Origin of the sequence: Rubrivirga marina (assembly GCF_002283365.1) — a bacterium.
GTDB lineage: Bacteria > Bacteroidota > Rhodothermia > Rhodothermales > Rubricoccaceae > Rubrivirga > Rubrivirga marina.
This window is the reverse complement of sequence record NZ_MQWD01000001.1, coordinates 1051119-1068908: the sequence shown is the minus strand read 5'-3', so window position 1 is coordinate 1068908 and position 17790 is coordinate 1051119. Positions and strand designations below refer to the sequence as shown.

The 17790-nt window shown below is 72.9% G+C and carries 19 protein-coding genes; 10 read left to right on the top strand and 9 right to left on the bottom strand.

Annotation, left to right across the window (positions count from 1 at the left end):
- Window positions 1-50: 50 nt before the first annotated feature.
- Together tssC and tssB are read right to left on the bottom strand one after the other, a co-directional pair.
- Window positions 51-1580 (bottom strand): type VI secretion system contractile sheath large subunit, encoded by a 1530-nt coding sequence (gene tssC, locus BSZ37_RS04350; RefSeq protein WP_095509365.1) that lies wholly within the window; start codon window positions 1578-1580, stop codon window positions 51-53.
- Between the two features lie 77 nt (window positions 1581-1657).
- Window positions 1658-2176: a type VI secretion system contractile sheath small subunit gene (gene tssB, locus BSZ37_RS04345; protein WP_095509364.1), complete on the bottom strand. Its 519-nt coding sequence runs from the start codon at window positions 2174-2176 to the stop codon at window positions 1658-1660.
- Window positions 2177-2333: 157 nt separating this feature from the next.
- On the opposite strand from tssB, the gene BSZ37_RS04340 reads away from it, so the two are divergent.
- Window positions 2334-3674: a glycerate kinase type-2 family protein gene (locus BSZ37_RS04340; protein ID WP_095509363.1), complete on the top strand. Its 1341-nt coding sequence runs from the start codon at window positions 2334-2336 to the stop codon at window positions 3672-3674.
- Here the strand turns inward: BSZ37_RS04340 and BSZ37_RS04335 are convergent.
- Entirely contained in the window at window positions 3634-4182 is a 549-nt protein-coding gene (locus tag BSZ37_RS04335; RefSeq protein ID WP_095509362.1) for a histidine phosphatase family protein, read from the bottom strand. The genes BSZ37_RS04340 and BSZ37_RS04335 overlap by 41 nt on opposite strands.
- Window positions 4183-4236: 54 nt before the next feature.
- Between BSZ37_RS04335 and BSZ37_RS04330 the strand changes: the two genes are divergently transcribed.
- The 4 genes from BSZ37_RS04330 to BSZ37_RS04315 all read left to right on the top strand — a co-directional run bounded on the left by BSZ37_RS04330 (window position 4237) and on the right by BSZ37_RS04315 (window position 5997).
- On the top strand, window positions 4237-4635 hold the full coding sequence (locus BSZ37_RS04330; RefSeq protein ID WP_095509361.1) for a BLUF domain-containing protein: 399 nt from the start codon (window positions 4237-4239) through the stop codon (window positions 4633-4635).
- A gap of 12 nt (window positions 4636-4647) precedes the next feature.
- Complete coding sequence (locus BSZ37_RS04325) at window positions 4648-5250, top strand: pyridoxamine 5'-phosphate oxidase family protein (protein WP_095509360.1); 603 nt, start codon at window positions 4648-4650, stop codon at window positions 5248-5250.
- Window positions 5225-5521, top strand: a complete 297-nt coding sequence (locus BSZ37_RS04320; protein WP_218830394.1) for a cupin domain-containing protein — start codon at window positions 5225-5227, stop codon at window positions 5519-5521. The genes BSZ37_RS04325 and BSZ37_RS04320 overlap by 26 nt, the downstream gene beginning before the upstream one ends.
- Window positions 5522-5604: 83 nt before the next feature.
- The gene (locus BSZ37_RS04315) at window positions 5605-5997 is read left to right on the top strand and encodes a BLUF domain-containing protein (protein WP_179299469.1); all 393 of its coding nucleotides are present in this window, start codon (window positions 5605-5607) and stop codon (window positions 5995-5997) included.
- Between the two features lie 32 nt (window positions 5998-6029).
- Here the strand turns inward: BSZ37_RS04315 and BSZ37_RS04310 are convergent, their stop codons facing one another.
- Complete coding sequence (locus BSZ37_RS04310) at window positions 6030-7697, bottom strand: glycosyltransferase (RefSeq protein WP_095509358.1); 1668 nt, start codon at window positions 7695-7697, stop codon at window positions 6030-6032.
- Window positions 7698-7802: 105 nt separating this feature from the next.
- On the opposite strand from BSZ37_RS04310, the gene BSZ37_RS04305 reads away from it, so the two are divergent.
- From BSZ37_RS04305 to asd, 4 genes are all read left to right on the top strand, one after another.
- On the top strand, window positions 7803-8570 hold the full coding sequence (locus BSZ37_RS04305; RefSeq protein WP_095509357.1) for a nucleotidyltransferase family protein: 768 nt from the start codon (window positions 7803-7805) through the stop codon (window positions 8568-8570).
- A 104-nt stretch (window positions 8571-8674) separates the two neighbouring features.
- On the top strand, window positions 8675-9046 hold the full coding sequence (locus tag BSZ37_RS04300; RefSeq protein ID WP_095509356.1) for a rhodanese-like domain-containing protein: 372 nt from the start codon (window positions 8675-8677) through the stop codon (window positions 9044-9046).
- Between the two features lie 171 nt (window positions 9047-9217).
- Window positions 9218-9373 carry a hypothetical protein gene (locus BSZ37_RS21825; protein WP_179299468.1) on the top strand — a complete coding sequence of 52 codons (156 nt, stop codon included), beginning with the start codon at window positions 9218-9220 and terminating at the stop codon, window positions 9371-9373.
- Window positions 9374-9451: 78 nt separating this feature from the next.
- On the top strand, window positions 9452-10276 hold the full coding sequence (gene asd, locus BSZ37_RS04295) for an archaetidylserine decarboxylase (protein WP_095509355.1): 825 nt from the start codon (window positions 9452-9454) through the stop codon (window positions 10274-10276).
- A gap of 36 nt (window positions 10277-10312) precedes the next feature.
- Here the strand turns inward: asd and BSZ37_RS04290 are convergent, their stop codons facing one another.
- Together BSZ37_RS04290 and BSZ37_RS21820 are read right to left on the bottom strand one after the other, a co-directional pair.
- Window positions 10313-11269, bottom strand: a complete 957-nt coding sequence (locus tag BSZ37_RS04290) for a hypothetical protein (protein WP_095509354.1) — start codon at window positions 11267-11269, stop codon at window positions 10313-10315.
- 27 nt (window positions 11270-11296) lie between these two features.
- Window positions 11297-12013: a hypothetical protein gene (locus BSZ37_RS21820; RefSeq protein ID WP_179299467.1), complete on the bottom strand. Its 717-nt coding sequence runs from the start codon at window positions 12011-12013 to the stop codon at window positions 11297-11299.
- A 135-nt stretch (window positions 12014-12148) separates the two neighbouring features.
- On the opposite strand from BSZ37_RS21820, the gene BSZ37_RS04280 reads away from it, so the two are divergent.
- Window positions 12149-12520: a DUF2237 family protein gene (locus BSZ37_RS04280; protein WP_095509353.1), complete on the top strand. Its 372-nt coding sequence runs from the start codon at window positions 12149-12151 to the stop codon at window positions 12518-12520.
- A gap of 266 nt (window positions 12521-12786) precedes the next feature.
- Here BSZ37_RS04280 and BSZ37_RS04275 read toward each other — a convergent pair whose 3' ends face one another.
- The 3 genes from BSZ37_RS04275 to pgm form a co-directional block, all read right to left on the bottom strand.
- Window positions 12787-14133: a GntP family permease gene (locus BSZ37_RS04275; RefSeq protein ID WP_095509352.1), complete on the bottom strand. Its 1347-nt coding sequence runs from the start codon at window positions 14131-14133 to the stop codon at window positions 12787-12789.
- A 108-nt stretch (window positions 14134-14241) separates the two neighbouring features.
- Complete coding sequence (locus tag BSZ37_RS04270; protein WP_218830393.1) at window positions 14242-15771, bottom strand: SMP-30/gluconolactonase/LRE family protein; 1530 nt, start codon at window positions 15769-15771, stop codon at window positions 14242-14244.
- A gap of 302 nt (window positions 15772-16073) precedes the next feature.
- Entirely contained in the window at window positions 16074-17732 is a 1659-nt protein-coding gene (gene pgm, locus BSZ37_RS04265) for a phosphoglucomutase (alpha-D-glucose-1,6-bisphosphate-dependent) (RefSeq protein WP_095509351.1), read from the bottom strand.
- Window positions 17733-17790 lie beyond the last annotated feature (58 nt).

The window sequence follows — 17790 nt, the reverse complement described above, 5'->3', positions numbered from 1 at the left end:
CCCCGTCGGGGCCGCCGGCCGGGCGGTGGGGCAGCCCGTCGGCTACCCCGCTACTTCTTGGGCATCTTGCCCACGAGAGACAGACTGATGTCCATCCCCTCGATCTGGAAGTGCGGCTTGATCGCGGTCTGGACGCGGAAGAAGCCCGGGTTGTCGTCGAGCTCGACCACGGTGACCTCGGCCGCTTTGAGCGGGTACTTCGCGACCTGCTCGGCGCTCGGCTTGTCCATCTCCGTCACGAGCCCCTTGAGCCACTTATTGAGCTCGGCCTCGATGGCGCCGGCGTCCTTCGTCGCGCCGATGTTCTCGCGCTGGAGGACCTTGAGGTAGTGGGCGATCCGGGAGGCCAGGAAGATGTACGGGAGGCGGGCGTTGATCCGGCTGTTGGCCGTCGCCGCGTCGTCGTCGTAGAGCTTCGGGCGCTGGGTCGAGTTGGCGGAGAAGAAGCAGGCGAAGTCGCGGCCCTGGTAGTGCGAGAGCGGGATGAACCCGAGGTTGGCCGCCTCGAACTCGAGCGTCTCCGAGATCGGGACCTCCGTCGGGATCTTGGCCTGCTTCCCCTTGCCCACGTCGTAGAGGTGGACGGGCAGGTCGTCGACCTTGCCGCCGGACTGGGGCCCGCGGATCTGGACGCTCCAGCCGTCGCGCTGGAACGCGCGGACCATGTTGGAGGCGAACGCGAACGACGAGTTGCCCCAGAGGTACCGGTCGTGGTCGTCGCCGGTGACCGACTCCTCGTAGTTGAACGACTTCACGGGGACCGTGTCCTGTCCGTAGGGCAACCGGAGGAGGAAGCGCGGGAACGTCAGGCCGAGGTAGCGGGCGTCCTCGGTGTCGCGGAGGGCGTTCCACTTCGTGAAGTCCGCCAGCTCCATGTAGGCCGAGAGGTCGGGGATCTTCTTCCACTCCTCCATCGACTCCTTCCCGAAGAACTGGGGCCCGATGGCGCCCAGGAACGGGGCGTGCGCCGAGGCGGCCACCTTCGAGATGTCGGCCAGGAGCGCCATGTCCTGCGGCGACGCGCCGAAGTCGTAGTTCGAGACGATGGCCGAGTACGGGTCGGCGCCCGGCTGGTCGTAGGCGTTCGAGTAGACGTGCCGGTAGAGCGCGCTCTGGATGAGCTCGGGCGAGTCCTCGAACGACTCCCGGAGCGTGTCCTTCGACACGTTGAGGAGCTCGATCTTAACGTTCTTGCGGAAGTCGGTCCGGTCGACGAGGAACTTCAGCCCGCGCCAGGCGGACTCGAGCTTCTGGACCTCCTTGTTGTGGAGGATCTTGTCGAGTTGCTTCGAGATCGTCGCGTCGATGTCGGAGACGAGGCTGTCGACGAGGTGCTTGTCGATCTTCGCGACCGGCTCGCCACTCTTGGTCACGGCGTCGACGAACACCCGCAGCGCGGCCGACATCATGGCCCCGCGGTCCTGCCCGCCGACGGCGTCGGCGTCGGAGAACGCGTCAATGCGGACGTCGCCCTTGGGTTTCTGGACGTCGACCTTGGCGAGGATGGAGTCGAGGAGGGAGCCCTCGGCCTCGGTGGTCTCGGCGGCAGCGGCGTCGGTCTGCGTCTGGGCCTCAGCCATAGGAACGGTACGGGATCGGGAGTGAGAGAGGGAGCGCGCGGGGCGCTGCAGTTCGGGGTTAGGCGCGGCGCGCGGGACTACGCCTCGGCGTCGTCGCCGGCCGGGGCGTCCTCCTGGATGATCGTGTCGAGCTCGGCGAGGAGCTGCTCGCGGGCCTCGGGGTCGTTGATGACCGACTCGATCTGCTTGCGGAAGTCGGCGGCCGAGATGAGCCGGTTGCGGAGGTCCTGGAGGAGGTTCCGCGTGGCCAGGAGCCGCGAGAGCTCGGGGACCTGCTTGGCGATCTGCTCCGGGTTGAACGACTTCATCGAGTCGAACTTCAGATCGACGGCGAGGTCGCCGTCGCCCGTGAGGGTGTTCTCGACGGCCGTCTTGACGCGGAGGTCTTGGGACTGGAGGACGTCCTCGAAGTTGTCCTTGTTGAGGTTGATCACCTCCCGGTCCTCGAGCGGCGTGCCGTCCTCGCGGTTGGTGAAGTCACCCATGACGAGCATTCGCATGGGGAGTTCGACGCGCTCCTTGGCATCGCCCTTGGCGACCTCGAGGAACAGGTTGACGCGGGCGGGCGGCTTCTCGTGCTGGAAACTCTGGGACATCGGCGGGGGCGGGAGGGGCGTCTAGTTGAGTGTTACTGGAAAGCCTGCCGTCGAGCGTCATGGCGCGTCGCGGGCCCCCCATTTTTTTCGCCGCCCGCCGAGCCCGCCCGCCTCGGGGCCGTCGCGGACGGCCCCCGACGCCGAACTTGTCGGGGTGATGCCCCGTCCCGATCTCGCCCACGATGCCCGCCGCGTGTTCGACGCCGCCGTCCGCGCCGTCCAGGCGCCGGCGCTGCTCGACGCGCCCGACCTCGACGCGCTCGCCGGCCGCCCCCTCGCGTCGTTCGACCGCGTGATCGTCGTCGGGGCCGGGAAGGCGTCGATCCCCCTGGCGGGAGCGCTCGACGCACGGATCGGAGCGGACGTCCGGGTCGACGGCGCCGTCGTCGTGCCGACGGGCTACGCGGCGACGGTGCCGGCCGACCTCCCGCGCCCGTCGCGGATCGCCGTGACCGAGGCCGGGCACCCGGTCCCGACGCCCGCCAGCGCAGCGGCAGCCAGCGCGGCGCTCACGCTCGCCGAGGCGGCCGGGCCCGACGACCTCGTGGTCGCGCTCGTCTCCGGGGGCGGCTCGGCACTGTGGGGCCTCCCGCCCGTCGGCGTCTCGCTCGACGACGTCCGCGCGACGACGCGGCTACTCTTGGAAAGCGGCGTCCCCATCGGGGGCATCAACACCGTTCGAAAACACCTCTCGCGGATCTCCGGCGGGCGGCTCGCCCTCGCCGCTGCGCCCGCCCGCGTGCTCGCCCTCGTCCTCTCCGACGTCGTGGGCGACGACCCGGCCGTGATCGGCAGCGGCCCGACCGTCCCCGACCCGACGACGTTCGCCGACGCGCTCGCCGTCCTCCGCGACGCCGGGCTGATGGGCGCCGTGCCCTCACCCGTCCGCCGGCACCTCGACGCGGGAGCAGCGGGCGACGTCGCCGACACGCCCGGCCCCGACCATCCGGCGTTCGGCGCCGTCACGACGTACGTGATCGGAACGAACGAGACGGCGCTCGACGCGGCGGCGCGCGAGGCCGCCCGCCTCGGGTACGCGGTGGAGCGGGTGGAACGAGAGGTCGAGGGCAAGGCCCGCGCCATCGGGCGGCGCGTCGCCGAGGCCGCGCTCGCAGTGAACCCCGGCCGCCCAACGTGCCGGCTCTGGGGCGGCGAGACGACCGTGACGGTCACGGGCACCGGCCGCGGCGGGCGGAACCAGGAGGTCGCCCTCGCTGCCGCCCTCTACCTCGATAGAGCGCCCGAGGTGGACGCGGTCGTCCTCAGCGGGGGCACCGACGGCGTCGACGGGCCGACCGACGCGGCCGGCGGCTGGGCGTCGCCGCGCACTGCCGACGCCATCCGGCAGGCGGGCCTCGACCCGGCCGAGCGCCTCACCGACAACGACGCCTACCCCGCGCTCGACGCGGCCGGCGCGCTCGTCCGCACCGGCCCGACGCACACGAACGTCGCCGACGTCATCGTGGGCTTGACGGCACCGCGAGGCGCGACGTCGTGAGCCGGCCGCCGTCGGCGTCGAGCGTCACCACCATCACGCGGTCGTACTCGGTCTCCGGCATCGGCTCGACGGGCTGGCCGGTGAGCGCTGCCGCGAGGTCCGGGGTCGTGTTGCTGTGGCCGACGACGAGGACCGTCCCGCCGTCCGGCGAGAGGTGGCTCCGCACGCGCTCGGCCATCCGGGCCGTGAACGCGGGCACACCGTCGGTGCCGACTGGCTCCAGCGTCACGTCGAGGCCGGCCGCCTCGGCGGTGGGCCGAGCCGTCTCCTGCGTCCGGACGAACTCCGTCGCGTAGACGGCGACGAGGCGCTCGCCGGTGAGGCGCTCGGCGAGGGCCGCGGCCCGTGCGCGGCCGGCGTCGGTGAGGTCGGGGTCGCGCGTCCCGTCGTCGGCCTTCTCGGCATGGCGGACGAGGACGACCTCGAGCGACGGGGCGGGCGGCGGGGCCGCGGTCCGGCACGCGCCTAGGACGACGAACAGGACGACGAGGGCGAGGAGTCGGCGCATGGGGAAACGAGTGGCGGGCCTCAGAGATACGACGGGGCCGCTGCCTCCGTCCCCATGTCCGATCCCCTCGACGTCGTCGGCCACGCGCCGGACCCGCTCCACGGCCTCGCCTACGTTTCAACGCCGACCGAGCCGTTCTCCGACCGCGACCTCAGCGACCTCCTCCTCGCCGCCCGCCGGTGGAACGCCGCCCATGGCGTGACCGGAAAGCTCGTCGTGCTGGAAGACGGCGACCAGATCGTCCGCTTCGCCCAGTGGATCGAGGGGCCGCGGAACGCGCTCGAGGCCTGCATCCGCCGGATCGTCGCCGACCCGCGGCACGACGCGATCGACGTCCGCCGCCGGGGGCCCGTCGAGGCCCGGCGGTTCCCCGACTGGGACATGGCCATCCAGCCGGCCTCGGGCGCTACGTTCGCCCGGGCCGCCGACGACCTGTCGAGCGGCGGAGACTGAGCCCCGCGTGCCATGATCGAGTCCGTCGACGCCCTCCGCGAACGCTACCCCACCCCGTCCGGCCGGGCCGTCCGCAAGACGCTCGACCGGCTCGACGTCCACGCCCGCCGGTTCATCGGGCTCGCCCCGTTCCTTGTCCTCGCGACCGCGGGCGCCGACGGCCGCGCCGACGCCTCGCCGCGCGGCGGCGCCCCCGGCTTCGTCCACGTCGCCGACGACCGGACGCTCTGGCTGCCCGACGCGAGCGGCAACAACCGGCTCGACTCGCTCACGAACGTCGCCGAGACGGGCCGCGCCGGCCTCCTCTTCCTCGTCCCCGGCGTCGACGAGACGCTCCGGGTCAACGGGACGGCCCGCCTCCGCGATGATGCCGAGGCGCTCGCACCGTTCGCCGACGCGCGCCGCCCGCCGCGGGTCGTCGTCGAGATCACGGTCGAGGAAGCCTACCTCCATTGCGCCAAGGCCCTTATGCGCTCGCGCCTCTGGGACCCCGCCAGCCGCCAGGACCGGTCGGTCCTCCCGACGATGGGCGAGATGCTGCGCGACCAGGTCGGCGGGGAGGGGCCGGTCGAGACACAGGACGACATGGTTGCCCGCTACCGGAAGGACCTGTAGATGTCGCCTGGGCCGCCCGCCTCATGAGACACTCGGTCTCGAACCGCACCCCGAGGGCGGCCACTACCGTGAGGTCTTCCGCTCGCCCCGAACCGTCCGCCCGGACGACGGCCGCGACGAGCGCGCGGCGCTCACGGTCATCCACTTCCTGCTGACCGAGGGCGATCCGCTGGCTCTCCTCGTGAGCACCGACGCCTTCGCGACGGTCGAGACCCTCCGCCTCGGCGCCGAGGCCGCCCCGCAGCTGGTGGGGGCAGGGGAATCCACCTAGCGCGGCCCGGGGATCGGCCGAGGAGGCGCGTGAGGCCTTCTCTGTACTCTCCCCGTCCAGCGTCCCACCCTCCCGTTCGCCCGGTGCCCGACATCGACGTCCTCGGGGTCGAGAGCGAGCCGCTCCGCGCGTTTGCTTACCTCTCGACGCCCGTCGTCCCCTTTTCCGACGATGCGCTCAACGACCTGCTCCGCTCCGCCCGTCGGTTCAACGCCGCGCGCGACGTGACGGGCAAGCTGGTCGTGCTGGAGGACGACGATGGGGTCACGCGGTTCGCGCAGTGGATCGAGGGGCCGGCCCGCGCGCTGGCCCTCTGCGTCGAGCGGATCGAGAGCGACACGCGACACGCCGACCTCCAGGTGATCCGGAGCGGGCCGGTCGCGGCGCGGCGGTTCCCGGGGTGGGACATGGCCATCCATCCGGCCTCGGCCACGACGTTCGACGGGGTCGTCGCGCAGGCGGTGGCGGAGGTCTAGCTCGGTCCGCCTCGGAGTCGAGGCGGAGCAGGTCAGCGATCGGCGCCCATCGCTTCAAGCTCGCCGGCCAGTCGCTCGGCGATGGCGCGCCAGTCGAACCGGGCCTCGGCCTCGCGTCGCAGCTCGGGCGCGAACCGACGGGGCGCGTCGAGGGCCTGGGCCAACCGGTCGGCGAGGTCCGGGATGCGGTGCTCGGCCTCGGGCCGCGTCGTGACGAGATCGCGAGCGGCGTCGGGGAGGCCCTCCGCGAGGGTCCGCAGGCTGTCGCCCATTCCCCCGATGTCGGGGCCGACGGGCAGGACGCCGGCCGCGGCGCTCTCGGGCACCACGAGCGGGCTCGCCTCGCGGACGACCGACGGGAACGCGCCGGCGTCGGCTAGCCCGTAGAGCGGGCCGAGCGCGTCGTGGTCGAGGAAGCCGGTGAACACGACGGAGTCGGGCGTGAGCACGCGCCGCGCCGTCGCGAGGTAGTCGTCGAACGCGCCCTCGGCGTCGAGGCCGTCGAGGAAGGCCTGCCCCGCAAAGAACGGATCGGCGTCGAGGCCGCCGCCGCCTTCGAGCGCGCCGCCGAGGCGGACGAGCCGGCGGACGAGAGGGCCGCGGCCCTCGGCGAGCGCCCACACGAGCGCCTCCAGCCCCTCGCGGAGGCCGCCGGTCCCGGCCACGAGCGCGACGGCCTCGGGGTGCTGCTCGGCCACGAGCGGGAGGGCGAGGACGAGATCGGCCGGCCCCTTCGCCGCGATCAGCCGGCCGACGTAGACGACGGTCTTGGCGTCGTCCCAGTCCACGGCGCGGAGCTTGGCCTCGACGTCCTCGTCCGGCGCCGAACGCGGGTAGTCGGCCCTCAGCGCCTCCAGCACCTGCTCATCGCTGGCCTCGTCCGGGAGCGCGCCGAGGCGGGCCTGGAGCGCGGCCGTGGCGTCCTCCGGCCGCCCGCGGTCGACGCCGACCACGGTCTCGGCGATCCGCTCGACGGTCGCCGCCCGGTCCCTCCGGTCGACCAGGTCGAACACCGACGTGTCGGTCCCGACCGGCATCCGCCCGACCTTCTTGTCGACGCCCGGCACGGCGCCGAACACGTCGTGGATGCGCCCCTCCATCTCGCCGTTGAGCGCGAACACGCGCACGGCGCCCTGGAGCGCGGTCTCGGCGAGGGCCCGCGACCGTGCCTCCTTCTTGACCACGTACTCGATGGCGCTCCCGTGCGGCAGGACGGCATACGGCGCCCCGCCGGCCTCGTGCGCCCGGTACGCCGCGACGGCCATCAGCACGACGTGGTTGACGACCCACCCGGCGACCCCCTCCGCCTCGGCGACCGCCTCGAGCACCCAGGCGTTCCGCCGGACGTACTCCGTCACGGCCGCGTCGTCGAGGTCGGGGATGTAGACGACGTACTCGCTCGCCGTGCTCGGCCGGACGAACGTGGGCAGCACGTCGAGCTCCGGCCGGTGGACGGTGACGGAACCGGGGTACGGCGTCTCGCGCTCGAAGAGCGTTTCGGGCCGGCCGTCAGCGGCGTACGCGACGGCCTTCGCCACGAAGTCGTACCGCTCGGGCCGGCTCTCCTGGCAGACGGCGTGGACGGCGTGCCCGCCCTGGGCCAGCGCCCGCAGGATCGCCCGCGTCCACAGGTTCGACCCCGCGCCCGCGAGGCCGTAGCCATGAACGACGCCGAGAGGAGGGGAGGAGGGATGGGGCATGCGGGATGGGGGAATCAGGGGACCGTCGGAGGGGCGGATGCGTAACGGCCGCCCCGGGGTGCCAGTTCTGCCCATCCCGCCTTCCCTCACCCCGCATCCCTCCGAATGGACGCCATGATCCTCGCGGCCGGCCTCGGCACGCGCCTCCGCCCGCTCACGCACCACACGCCGAAGCCGCTCGTCGAGGTCGATGGCGTCCCCATGCTGGAGCGCGTCGCGCGGCGCCTTCTGGCGTCCGGGGCCGACCGGATCCTCGTCAACGTGTCGCACCTCTCGGACCAGGTCGAGGCCTACGTCGAGGCGGCCGACTGGCGGACCGAGGCGGGCGCCCCCGTCGAGGTCGTGATCTCCGACGAGCCCGACGGGCCGCTCGAGACCGGCGGCGGCATCAAGAAGGCCGCCGGCTTCTTCCGCCGCGACGCGCCGTTCCTGGTCCACAACGCCGACATCCTCACCGACGTCGACCTCCGCGCGCTCTACGAGGCCCAGCGCGACGCCGACGACGGCCGCCTCGCGACGCTCGCTGTGGCCGAGGCCAAGACCGACCGCGCGCTCCTCTTCGACGACGGCGGGCTGGCGGGCTACACGCTCGACGGCGGCGAGCCGAAGCGGATGCGCGACGCGCAGGGCGAAGGCCGCGTGGTCGACTTCTGCGGCGTCCAGGCCTGCGCGCCCGCCCTCCTCGACCCCATCTGCGCCCGCGACGAGGCCAAGTTCTCCGTCATGGACGTCTACCTCGCCCAGGCCCGGGACGGCGCCCGAATCGCGGCCTTCGACGGGACCGACGCGACGCCGAACCGATTCCTCGACGTCGGCACGCTGGAGCGGCTCGAGAAGGCCAACGAAGTCGTCGCCAGTGGGGACTTCCGATAGCTCGCTGCGTCGGCTGCGCCGACCTGCGGTTTACGGGAACCGGGAACGGGCGGAGCGTGATCGACACGCTGAAGGAATCCTCTCGACCGACCCTGTCCTCCCTCATGACCCACAGCCCCCGCTTCCTCGCGCTCGTCGACGCCGCACGCGCCGAGATCACGGAGACCGACCCTGCGACGGTCCGTCAGCGGATGGAGGCCGGCGAGGACATGGTTCTGGTGGACGTCCGGGAGCCGGACGAGTGGGACCGGGGACACCTGCCGGGCGCCGTCGCGATGCCGCGCGGGGTCCTCGAACGGGACATCGAGGCGGCGTTCCCCGACCCCGACGCGCCGCTCGTGCTGTACTGCGGCGGTGGCTACCGCTCGGCGCTCGCGGCCCGGGCGCTTGAGCAGATGGGCTACGCGAACGTCCGATCGATGGACGGCGGCTGGCGGGCGTGGACGGAGGCCGGCTACCCGACCGAAACCGACTAGCTCCGCCCGCCTCGGTCCGTCCGCGGGCACGCCAAGGCGAGCGGGGAGTCTTCTGGATCCGCATCGGGCGTCGTCCCAGGAAGCCATGGGGGAGAGGGCGGGACCGGGACGGCGCGAAACGGCTGAGGGCGCTGTCCGTGATCACCGTCCTCTCTATGTCCCCCCTTCCCCATGCGTTTCCCTCTCCTTCTCTTCGCCGCGCTCCTCGTCCTGGCCGGCTGCGGCAGCGCCGAGGAGCTCGCCGTCGAGCTCACCCGGAGCGAGTTCACCGACGGCGCGACCGACACGGGCACGGTCGACGCGACCTGCGACGACCTCGGCCTCTAGTCCACGAAACGCGTCGGCCGTCCCGCAAGCCTGCCGAGGCGGGCGGACCTCTCCGCCGTGCCACGCCGTAGGCGTCGCATGAGCCCGTTCGTCGCCCTCCAGCGCCTCCTCCCCCACCACCTCCTCTCCCGCAGCGTCGGCCGGCTGGCGGCGTCGGAGAGGGCGTGGCTCCGTGACCCGCTCGTCCGCCTCTTCGCGCGAGTCTACGGCGTCGAGATGGACGAGGCCGAGCGGACCGAGCTCGCGAGCTACCGGTCGTTCAACGACTTCTTTACCCGGTCGTTGGCGGAGGGCGCCCGCCCCATCGCGCCGGGCGTCGACGCCGTCGCCTCCCCGGCCGACGGCGTCGTGAGTCAAGCGGGGACCGTCGCCGACGGCCACCTCATCCAGGCCAAGGGGATCCGCTACTCCCTCGAGGCGCTCGCCGGGAGCTGCGCCGACCCGGCCTTCGAGGGCGGCCCGTTCTGCACGGTCTACCTCTCGCCCAAGGACTACCACCGCGTCCACGTCCCGCTCGCGGGCCGGCTCGTGCGGACCGAGGCCATCCCCGGCAAGCTGTTCTCGGTCAACGCCACGACCGAGGCCCACGTCGACGGGCTGTTCGCCGTCAACGAGCGGCTGGCGTGCCTCTTCGAAACGGAGCACGGGAAGGTCCTCGCCGTGATGGTCGGCGCGCTCATCGTGGCCAGCATCGAGACGGTGTGGGACGGCCCGGCGTCGCCGTACCGCGAGCGCGTGGCGGTCGAACACGACCGGCCGTTCGAGAAAGGCGAGGAGATGGGCCGGTTCCTGCTCGGCAGCAGCGTCGTGCTCGCCTTCGAGCGCGACCGTGTAACCCTCGACGACGCCGTCGCGGCCGGCCACACCCTCCGGATGGGGCAGGCCATCGGGCGCGCGATCTGACCCGCCCCCTCCGCCTCGGCGCCGAGGCGGGAGGACTCAGGCGTCCGGGGACTGCCCGAGGATCCACCCCTCGACCCCGCGGACGTCAGGGGCGCCGGGCGCGCCCGGCGGGCGGTGGCCGAGCACGACCTCGATCATCCCGAACAGGCCGACGGCCGCGTCGAAGGCGTCCTCGCCCGTCGCGGCCTCACCGAAGCCGTCCTCGATGAGCGCGCAGAGTTGGCTCGAGAACACGACGGGGCGGCAGGCGGCCCATCGAAACAGAGCCGGGCCCTGGGCGCAGCGGCCGTCGCGGCGGCGCTTGCTCCACCCGCGGCCGGGCGGCGGAAGCCCGACGTGGAGGCCGGCCTCGGCCGGGTAGGTCTCGGCCACAACCGGCACGTCGCCCGCGAGGAGGTCCGAGAGATCGCCGTCGAAGGGCCACAGCGCGAGGGCGCCCGGGTCACGGCGGAGCGCAGGCGCGAGAAGGTCCCGCCAGCCGGCGATGGCCGCCCGCCCGACCTGCTGCCCGCCGACGGTCCAGAACAGCGGCGAGGCGGAGCCGCGCGTCGGCGTCGCCTGCTCGCAGCGGCGGCGGAGGGCGTCGAACGAGCCCACGCCGAGCGCGTCCGTCAGGTCGGTTCGCCGCGTGCCCGTCCCGGTTCCGCCCGGGTAGAACGGCCGCCGCAGGTCGATCTCATCGGGCACCGTGGCGAGGTCGTAGAACGCGGCCCAGTCGCCCCGCCCCAGATCGGGAAGCACGGAGCGAAAGTCGTCGATGCCGGCCGCGCGGGCGTAGGCGGCCGGAAGCCCGATGGGGAAGTCGAACCCGACCAGCGCCCTGCCCCCGTCAGACCGATCCCGGAGCCGGTCCCAGAACGTGCCGAGGTCGCCAACGGGCTCGGGCGCCGCGACGTGGTAGACGTCGCCGGCGCGGCGGGCGACGGCCATCGTCCGCTTGCGCGCGGCCGTGCTCCAGTCGGCGTGGACGAGGAGGGCGGGTTGGTCGGGCATGTGGGAGTCCCACCGCGGCGGGCCGAGTCAGCGGTCGGTGGCGCCGTCGAGGGCGTCCTGCAGCTCGCTCTTGGTCATGTCGCTGCGCCCGTGGACGTCGAGGGCCTGAGCGCGCGTCATCAGCTCGTCCTTGGTCGGCTCGCCGTGCTCGGACCGATAGGCGTCGAGGATGGCCGCCTTCAGTTCGCCCTTGGTCATGTCGGAGCGGCCCTCGACGTCGAGCTCTTGGGCTCGGTCGTAGAGCATCTCTTTGGTCAGGCCCTCGCCGCCGTCGGCGTAGCCGAGCTCCGCCATGACGCGGCGGACGGCCTCCGGCCAGTCGGCCACCTGGCGGCCGGCGTCGTCGGCCCGCTCTTTGGTCCGCTCGGCCTCATTCCGGGCGGACTCGGAGAGGAGGGCCCAGGCGTCGCGCGGGAGGTAGCGGTCCATGTGGTCGCCCGAGGCCGCGTCGGCCGAGCCGTCGGCCGTTTGCCAGTCTTGCTCCGTCCAGTCCTCGAGGCTCGTCTGGCGCTCGGACTTCTCGCCGATGTAGCTGCCGCCGCGCTTCTCGTACGCCTGCGTGAGGAGTTGCGCCTTCCGGGCCGACCACTCCCCCTCGTCGCCGCCCTTCCCGGACGCCTGGATGGCCTCCTTGAGCCGCCACCGGAGCTCGGGGTCGGTGTAGTCGTCGGGATAGTGGTCCGGGATGTCGGACGCGTCGATGGAGGTCTCGTCGAGCCAGTCGTCGATCGTTTTTTCAGCCATGCGGATGGGACAGGTGGGCCGTGCGAACGAGCCGAGCGTCCGGAGCCGTTCCGTCTGTCGCTCGCGTTCAGGCCGTCCCGGAGGACCCGACTCCCGCTCGCGTCCGTTGCCAGGGCGCACACTCCGACCGGCCCCATGCAAGTCGTCCCTCTCACGAACGTCCTCGGCGGCGAGCTCCAGGACTGCGGCCGCGATCCGCTCACGGGGTTCTACCGGTCCGGCTGCTGCGAGACCGGCCCCGACGACCTCGGCACGCACGTCGTCTGCGCCGTGATGACGGAGGAGTTTCTCGACTTTACCCGGGCCCGCGGCAACGACCTCTCGAGGCCGCGGCCCGAGATGCGCTTTCCCGGCCTCGCCCCCGGCGACCGGTGGTGCCTCTGCGTGAGCCGGTGGCGCGAGGCCTTCGAGGCCGGGGTGGCTCCGCCCGTCGTGCTGGAGGCGACGCACGCCCGGGCGCTCGACGTGGTCTCGCTCGACGACCTCCGCCAGCACCAGGCCCAGTAGGCCGGCCTCGACACCGAGGCGGGGAGGGCCAGCGAATGGCCCGTGGAGGGTTCGTGGAGGAAAGCGCTTCGCCTCGGGCAAAAAGCGCTTCCCGTTGTGCCGGAAGCGCTTAGGTGGCGTTTCGGTGATCTGATACGGCCGGTCCAGGCCCTACTCTGTGACCGTCCCCCAGCTCCCACCGCCATGTTCGTCTCCATGACCCCCGTCCCCCTCAGCGACTGGCTCCGCCACGTCGTCCAGACCGTGACCCGCTCTCTGCCCGCCCGCTAGACGAGCGGCACCGCAAGCGCGAGCACGAGCGTCATCGCGAACGCCACGAGCCCGACGACGGCCAGCAGCGGCGTCCACGTCCGGAGCGTCTCGACCTCCGAGAGGCCGCCCATCTTGGCGAAGATCCAGAAGCCGCTGTCGTTCATCCACGAGCCGACGAGCGAGCCCGACGCGATCGCCGTCGCGAGGTAGACCGGGTGGAACGGGAGGTCGGCGCCGGCCACGGCCGCGCCGACGAGCCCGACCGTCGTGATCATGGCGACCGTCGAGGAGCCCTGCGCGATCTTCAGGAGGCTGGCCGTGCCGAAGGCGAGGCCCAGGAGCGCGAACCCGCCCGCTCCGCCGCCCGCCAGCGCCGCCAGGACGTCGCCGACGCCGGCCTCGCGCAGCATCGCCCCGAACGCCCCGCCGGCCGCCGTGATGAGGATGATGACGCCGGCCGACATCAGCGCCTCCTCGACCGCCTCGGCCACGTCGTCGCGGCTCGGCCGCCGCTGGCGGACGTAGACCCCGAGCGCGGCGACGGTCGCCAGCCCGAGCGCGAGGTTCGGGTTGCCGAGCGCGTCGAGCCACGCAAGGGGCCGCTCGAGCGCGTTCGCGATCGTCGCCGCCGTGATGAGCACGACGGGCAGGACGATGGGGGCCAACGACGCGCCGAGGCCGGGGAGGACGGGTGGCGGCGCCTCCACCTCGGGGACGCCGGCGGCGGCCGGGTCGTCGTGGTCGGGCAGCTCGACAGGCACCCGGTCGTCGGCCCACTTGGCGAAGAGGAGGACCGAGGCGGTGCACGGGACGGCGATCACGAGGCCCACGATCATCATCGTGCCGAGGTCGACGCCGAGCTCGGCGGCCGTCACGAACGGGCCGGGCGTCGGGGGCACGAGCGCGTGCGTCACGACGGCGCCGCCGGCGACGGCCAGGAGATAGCGGAGGTAGCGCCGCCCCGACGCCCGCGCGGCCGACCGCGCGAGCGGCACGAGGAGGTAGAAGACCGTGTCGAAGAAGACCGGGATCGAGAGGATGGCCCCGCTCCCGGCGAGGGCCGGCGCCACGCGCCCGTCGCCGGCGGTCCCCGTCATCGAGCGGACGATCCGGTCGGCCGCGCCGCTGTCGGTCATGGCCTTCCCGATGACGGCCGCGAACGCGATCACGATGCCGACGCTCGCCGCCGTCGCCCCGAACGCCTCGGCCACACGCGTGACGGCCTCGCCGGTCGCCCCGCCAGCGAGCAGACTCACGACGAGCGCCGCCGCCAGCAGCGCCAGGAACGCGTGGACGCGCGCAGCGACGATCAGCCCGAGCACCGTCGCCATGCCGACGGCCAGGATCAGGAGCGGGTGCATGGAGCGAACGGGAGCGGTTTGATCACAGCCGGCCGGCTCCCCCCGCCTCGGCGCCGAGGCGGGCCGGGTCGGTCGCCGCGGTCGCTCGGGTCGGAGGCGAGAACGCTGTCAAAACCCGAGCCCTCGCGTGGCGACGCGGAGCCGGAGGAGTTGGTCGCTGGACGTGAGGTAGAGCGCCCGGCCGTCCGCGTCGCCAAAGGCCACGTTGGCCGTCGCCTTCTCCGTCTCGATCGTGCCGAGGTACTCGCCCGCGGCCGAGAACACGAGGACGCCGCCCGGCCCCGTCGCGAACACGTTCCCGTCTGCGTCGACGGCCATCCCGTCCGGGAGGCCGGGCCGGTCGGGGCCCACCCACTCGGTCGCGTCGAACAGGACCGTCCCCTCCCCGACCGAGCCGTCCTCGGCGACCGGGTACGCCATCCAGATCGCCCGCGCGGGGTCCGAGTTCGCCACGAGCAGCGTCCGCTCGTCGGGCGACAGGACGATCCCGTTGGGCCGCGAGAGGCCGTCATCGATGAGCGTGACCGTCCCGTCCGAGTCGAGGCGGTAGACGCCGTTGAACGGGAGCTCCTTCTGCGGCGACCCGTCCTGACCGGCCAGCCCGTACGGGGGGTCGGTAAAGAACAGGGCGCCCGACGAGTGGAGCACGAGGTCGTTTGGGCTGTTGAGCCGGCGCCCGTCGTAGCGCGCCGCCAGCGTGTCGCGGACGAAGCGGTCGCCGAGGCGCATCACGGCGCGCGTCCCGTGCTCGGCCAGGAGCAGGCGGCCGTCGGCGTCGAGGATCAGCCCGTTGCTGCCCGCCTCGCCGGGCGTCGCGCTCCCGAACGCGCGGCTGGCGGGGCGGAGGAAGGCGGACAGGCCGTCGCTCTCGGACCAGCGGTAGACCACGTTCTCGGGGACGTCCGAAAACAGGAGGTCGCCCTCGGCCGGGCGCCACACGGGCCCTTCCGACCACGTGAACCCCTCGGCGAGGACCTCCACCTCGGCGTCGGCGGGGACGAGGTCGCCGATGCCGGACGTGACCGGGACCGCCACGCGGACGTTCGAGAAGACCGCCGTCTCGACCACGTCCGGGTTGTGGGCGCAGACGAACAACCCCACGAGCACCTCGTCGCCGAGGTCGACCGGCTCGGTCAGCTCGACCGTCGTGAACGGCTCGCCGGCCCTCGCCACCGACATCGAGTACACGCCGCCGCGCCGCGCCAGCCGGACCGTGCTCGCCGACGAGTCGCTCACGACCTGGACCGTCGAGTCGCCGGCGGCGGCCCGGTACTGGAGCGACATGAGCCCGTCGCCGTGGAGCGCGGCGTCGACGTACGGCGCCCCCGGATCGAGCGACGCGCGGGCGATCCAGCCGATCTTCCGGTGGGGGTCGACGCCCTCGCCCACGAACGCCATGTCGGCGGTGAGGACGAAGTCGCCCGTCATCCGCCGGTAGACGAGGTGGAACTCGTCGCTCGTGGCCCACATGTTGGTGCCCGACCCCGAGATCGTGTACGTCGCGGAGGCCGGGCTGTAGGCGACCGTCCCGGGCGTCCGGACGTCGCCAACGTCGGCGTGAGCCGTGAACGCCCCGAGGTCGGGCTGCGCGCTGGCGGAGGCGGCGAGGACGGCCGCGACGAGGAGGAGGGGGCGCATAGATGGGAAGCGGTTCCGGCCCAGAACGTACACCGCATCCTCTATCGAATGGACGAACCCGACGGGCGCGTCCTGCGGCCGCCTCCCTCCGCCTCGGTGCCGAGGCAGGCAGGGTGCCGGTGCGCACCGCGCTCGCAACGCGTCGTCCTGAACGAAGGCCGCGCAACGGCCGGAGCCGAAGGATCTCTGGCGGGCACGACGCACAGGAGACCGCCCGAGCGTGGCGCACGTCGGAGATCCTTCGACTCGCTCCGCTCGCTCAGGACGATAGGAGCGAGAGGCACAGAGGTTCCGTTGCGTCCCTAGCCTCCCACACCGGCGCTCCTGAACGCGTCGGAGACGATCTCCTGGGCCTCGGCCTGGAGCTTCGCGAGGTGGTCCTCGCCGCGAAAGCTCTCGGCGTAGATCTTGTAGATGTCCTCGGTGCCCGACGGCCGCGCGGCGAACCAGCCGGCCTCGGTCTGGACCTTCAGCCCCCCAATCGGCGCATCGTTGCCCGGCGCCCGCGTCATCGTCGCCGTCACGGCATCGCCCGCGAGCGTGTCGGCGGTGACGGCGTCGGGCGAGAGGTCGTTCAGGATCGCCTTCTGCTCGCGGCTCGCCGGCGCGTCGATGCGGGCGTAGACGGGACTCCCGAACCGCTCCTCGAGCGCGCGGTAGCGCACGCCCGGGTCGTCGCCGGTGACGGCGGTGATCTCGGCCGCCAGCAGCGCGAGGAGGATGCCGTCCTTGTCGGTCGTCCACGTGCTCCCGTCCTTGCGGAGGAACGAGGCGCCGGCGCTCTCCTCGCCTCCGAAGCCGTAGTCGCCCGAGAGGAGACCGTCGACGAACCACTTGAACCCGACCGGCACCTCGGCCAGCCGCCGGCCGACCGACTTCGCGACGCGGTCGATCATCGACGACGACACGAGCGTTTTTCCGACCGCCGCCTCGGCGGGCCAGTCCGGGCGGTTCTGGAACAGGTACTCGACGGCGACGGCGAGGTAGTGGTTCGGGTTCATCAGCCCGGCGCTCGGCGTCACGATCCCGTGCCGGTCGGCGTCGGGGTCGTTGCCGACGGCCACGTCGAACCGGTCCTTCAGCTCGACGAGGCCGGCCATCGCGTAGGGCGACGAGCAGTCCATCCGGATCTTCCCGTCGCGGTCGAGGCGCATGAACCCGAAGGCCGCGTCGACGCGCTCGTTGACGACCTCGAGACTGAGCCCGTAGCGCTCGGCGATGGGTGCCCAGTAGCCGATCCCGGCCCCGCCCAGCGGGTCGACGCCGATCCGGACGCCGGCCTCACGGACCGCGTCGAGGTCGAGGACCGCCCCGAGGTCGTCGACGTAGGGCCCGACGAGGTCCCGCTCGTGCGTCGTGTCGGCGGCGAGGGCGCGAGCGAGCGTCGTCCGCTTGACGTCCTTCAGGTCCCCTTCGAGGATCGCGTTGGCCCGTTTCTGAACCGGCCCCGTGACGTCGCCCCCAGCGGGGCCGCCCGTCGGCGGGTTGTACTTGAAGCCGCCGTCCTCGGGCGGGTTGTGGCTCGGCGTGATGACGACGCCGTCCGCCAGCCCGTCGCTCCGGTCCCGGTTGTAGGCGAGGATGGCGTGCGAGACAGACGGCGTCGGCGTGTAGCCGCGGCCCTGCTGGATGATCGTCTCGACGCCGTTGGCCGCGAAGACCTCGAGCGCCGTCCCGAAGGCCGCCTCCGACAACGCGTGCGTGTCGAACCCGACGATGAGCGGCCCGGTGATGCCCGCCTCGGCGCGGTGCTCCACGAGCGCCTGGCTGACGGCGAGCACGTGCGCCTCGTTGAACGCGCCGTCGACGGAGCGCCCGCGGTGGCCGGACGTCCCGAAGCTCACGCGCTGGCCGGGGTCCTCGGGGTCGGGCGCGAGCGTGTAGTAGGCCGCGACGATGCGCGGGACGTTGGGGAGGCGGCTCGGGGGGACGGGCTGGCCGGCCAGCGGGTCGACGGACATAGGGTCGGGCGGAGAGGGGCGTCAGTCTACCCCACCGCCCGCGCTCGGGTCCGCCACG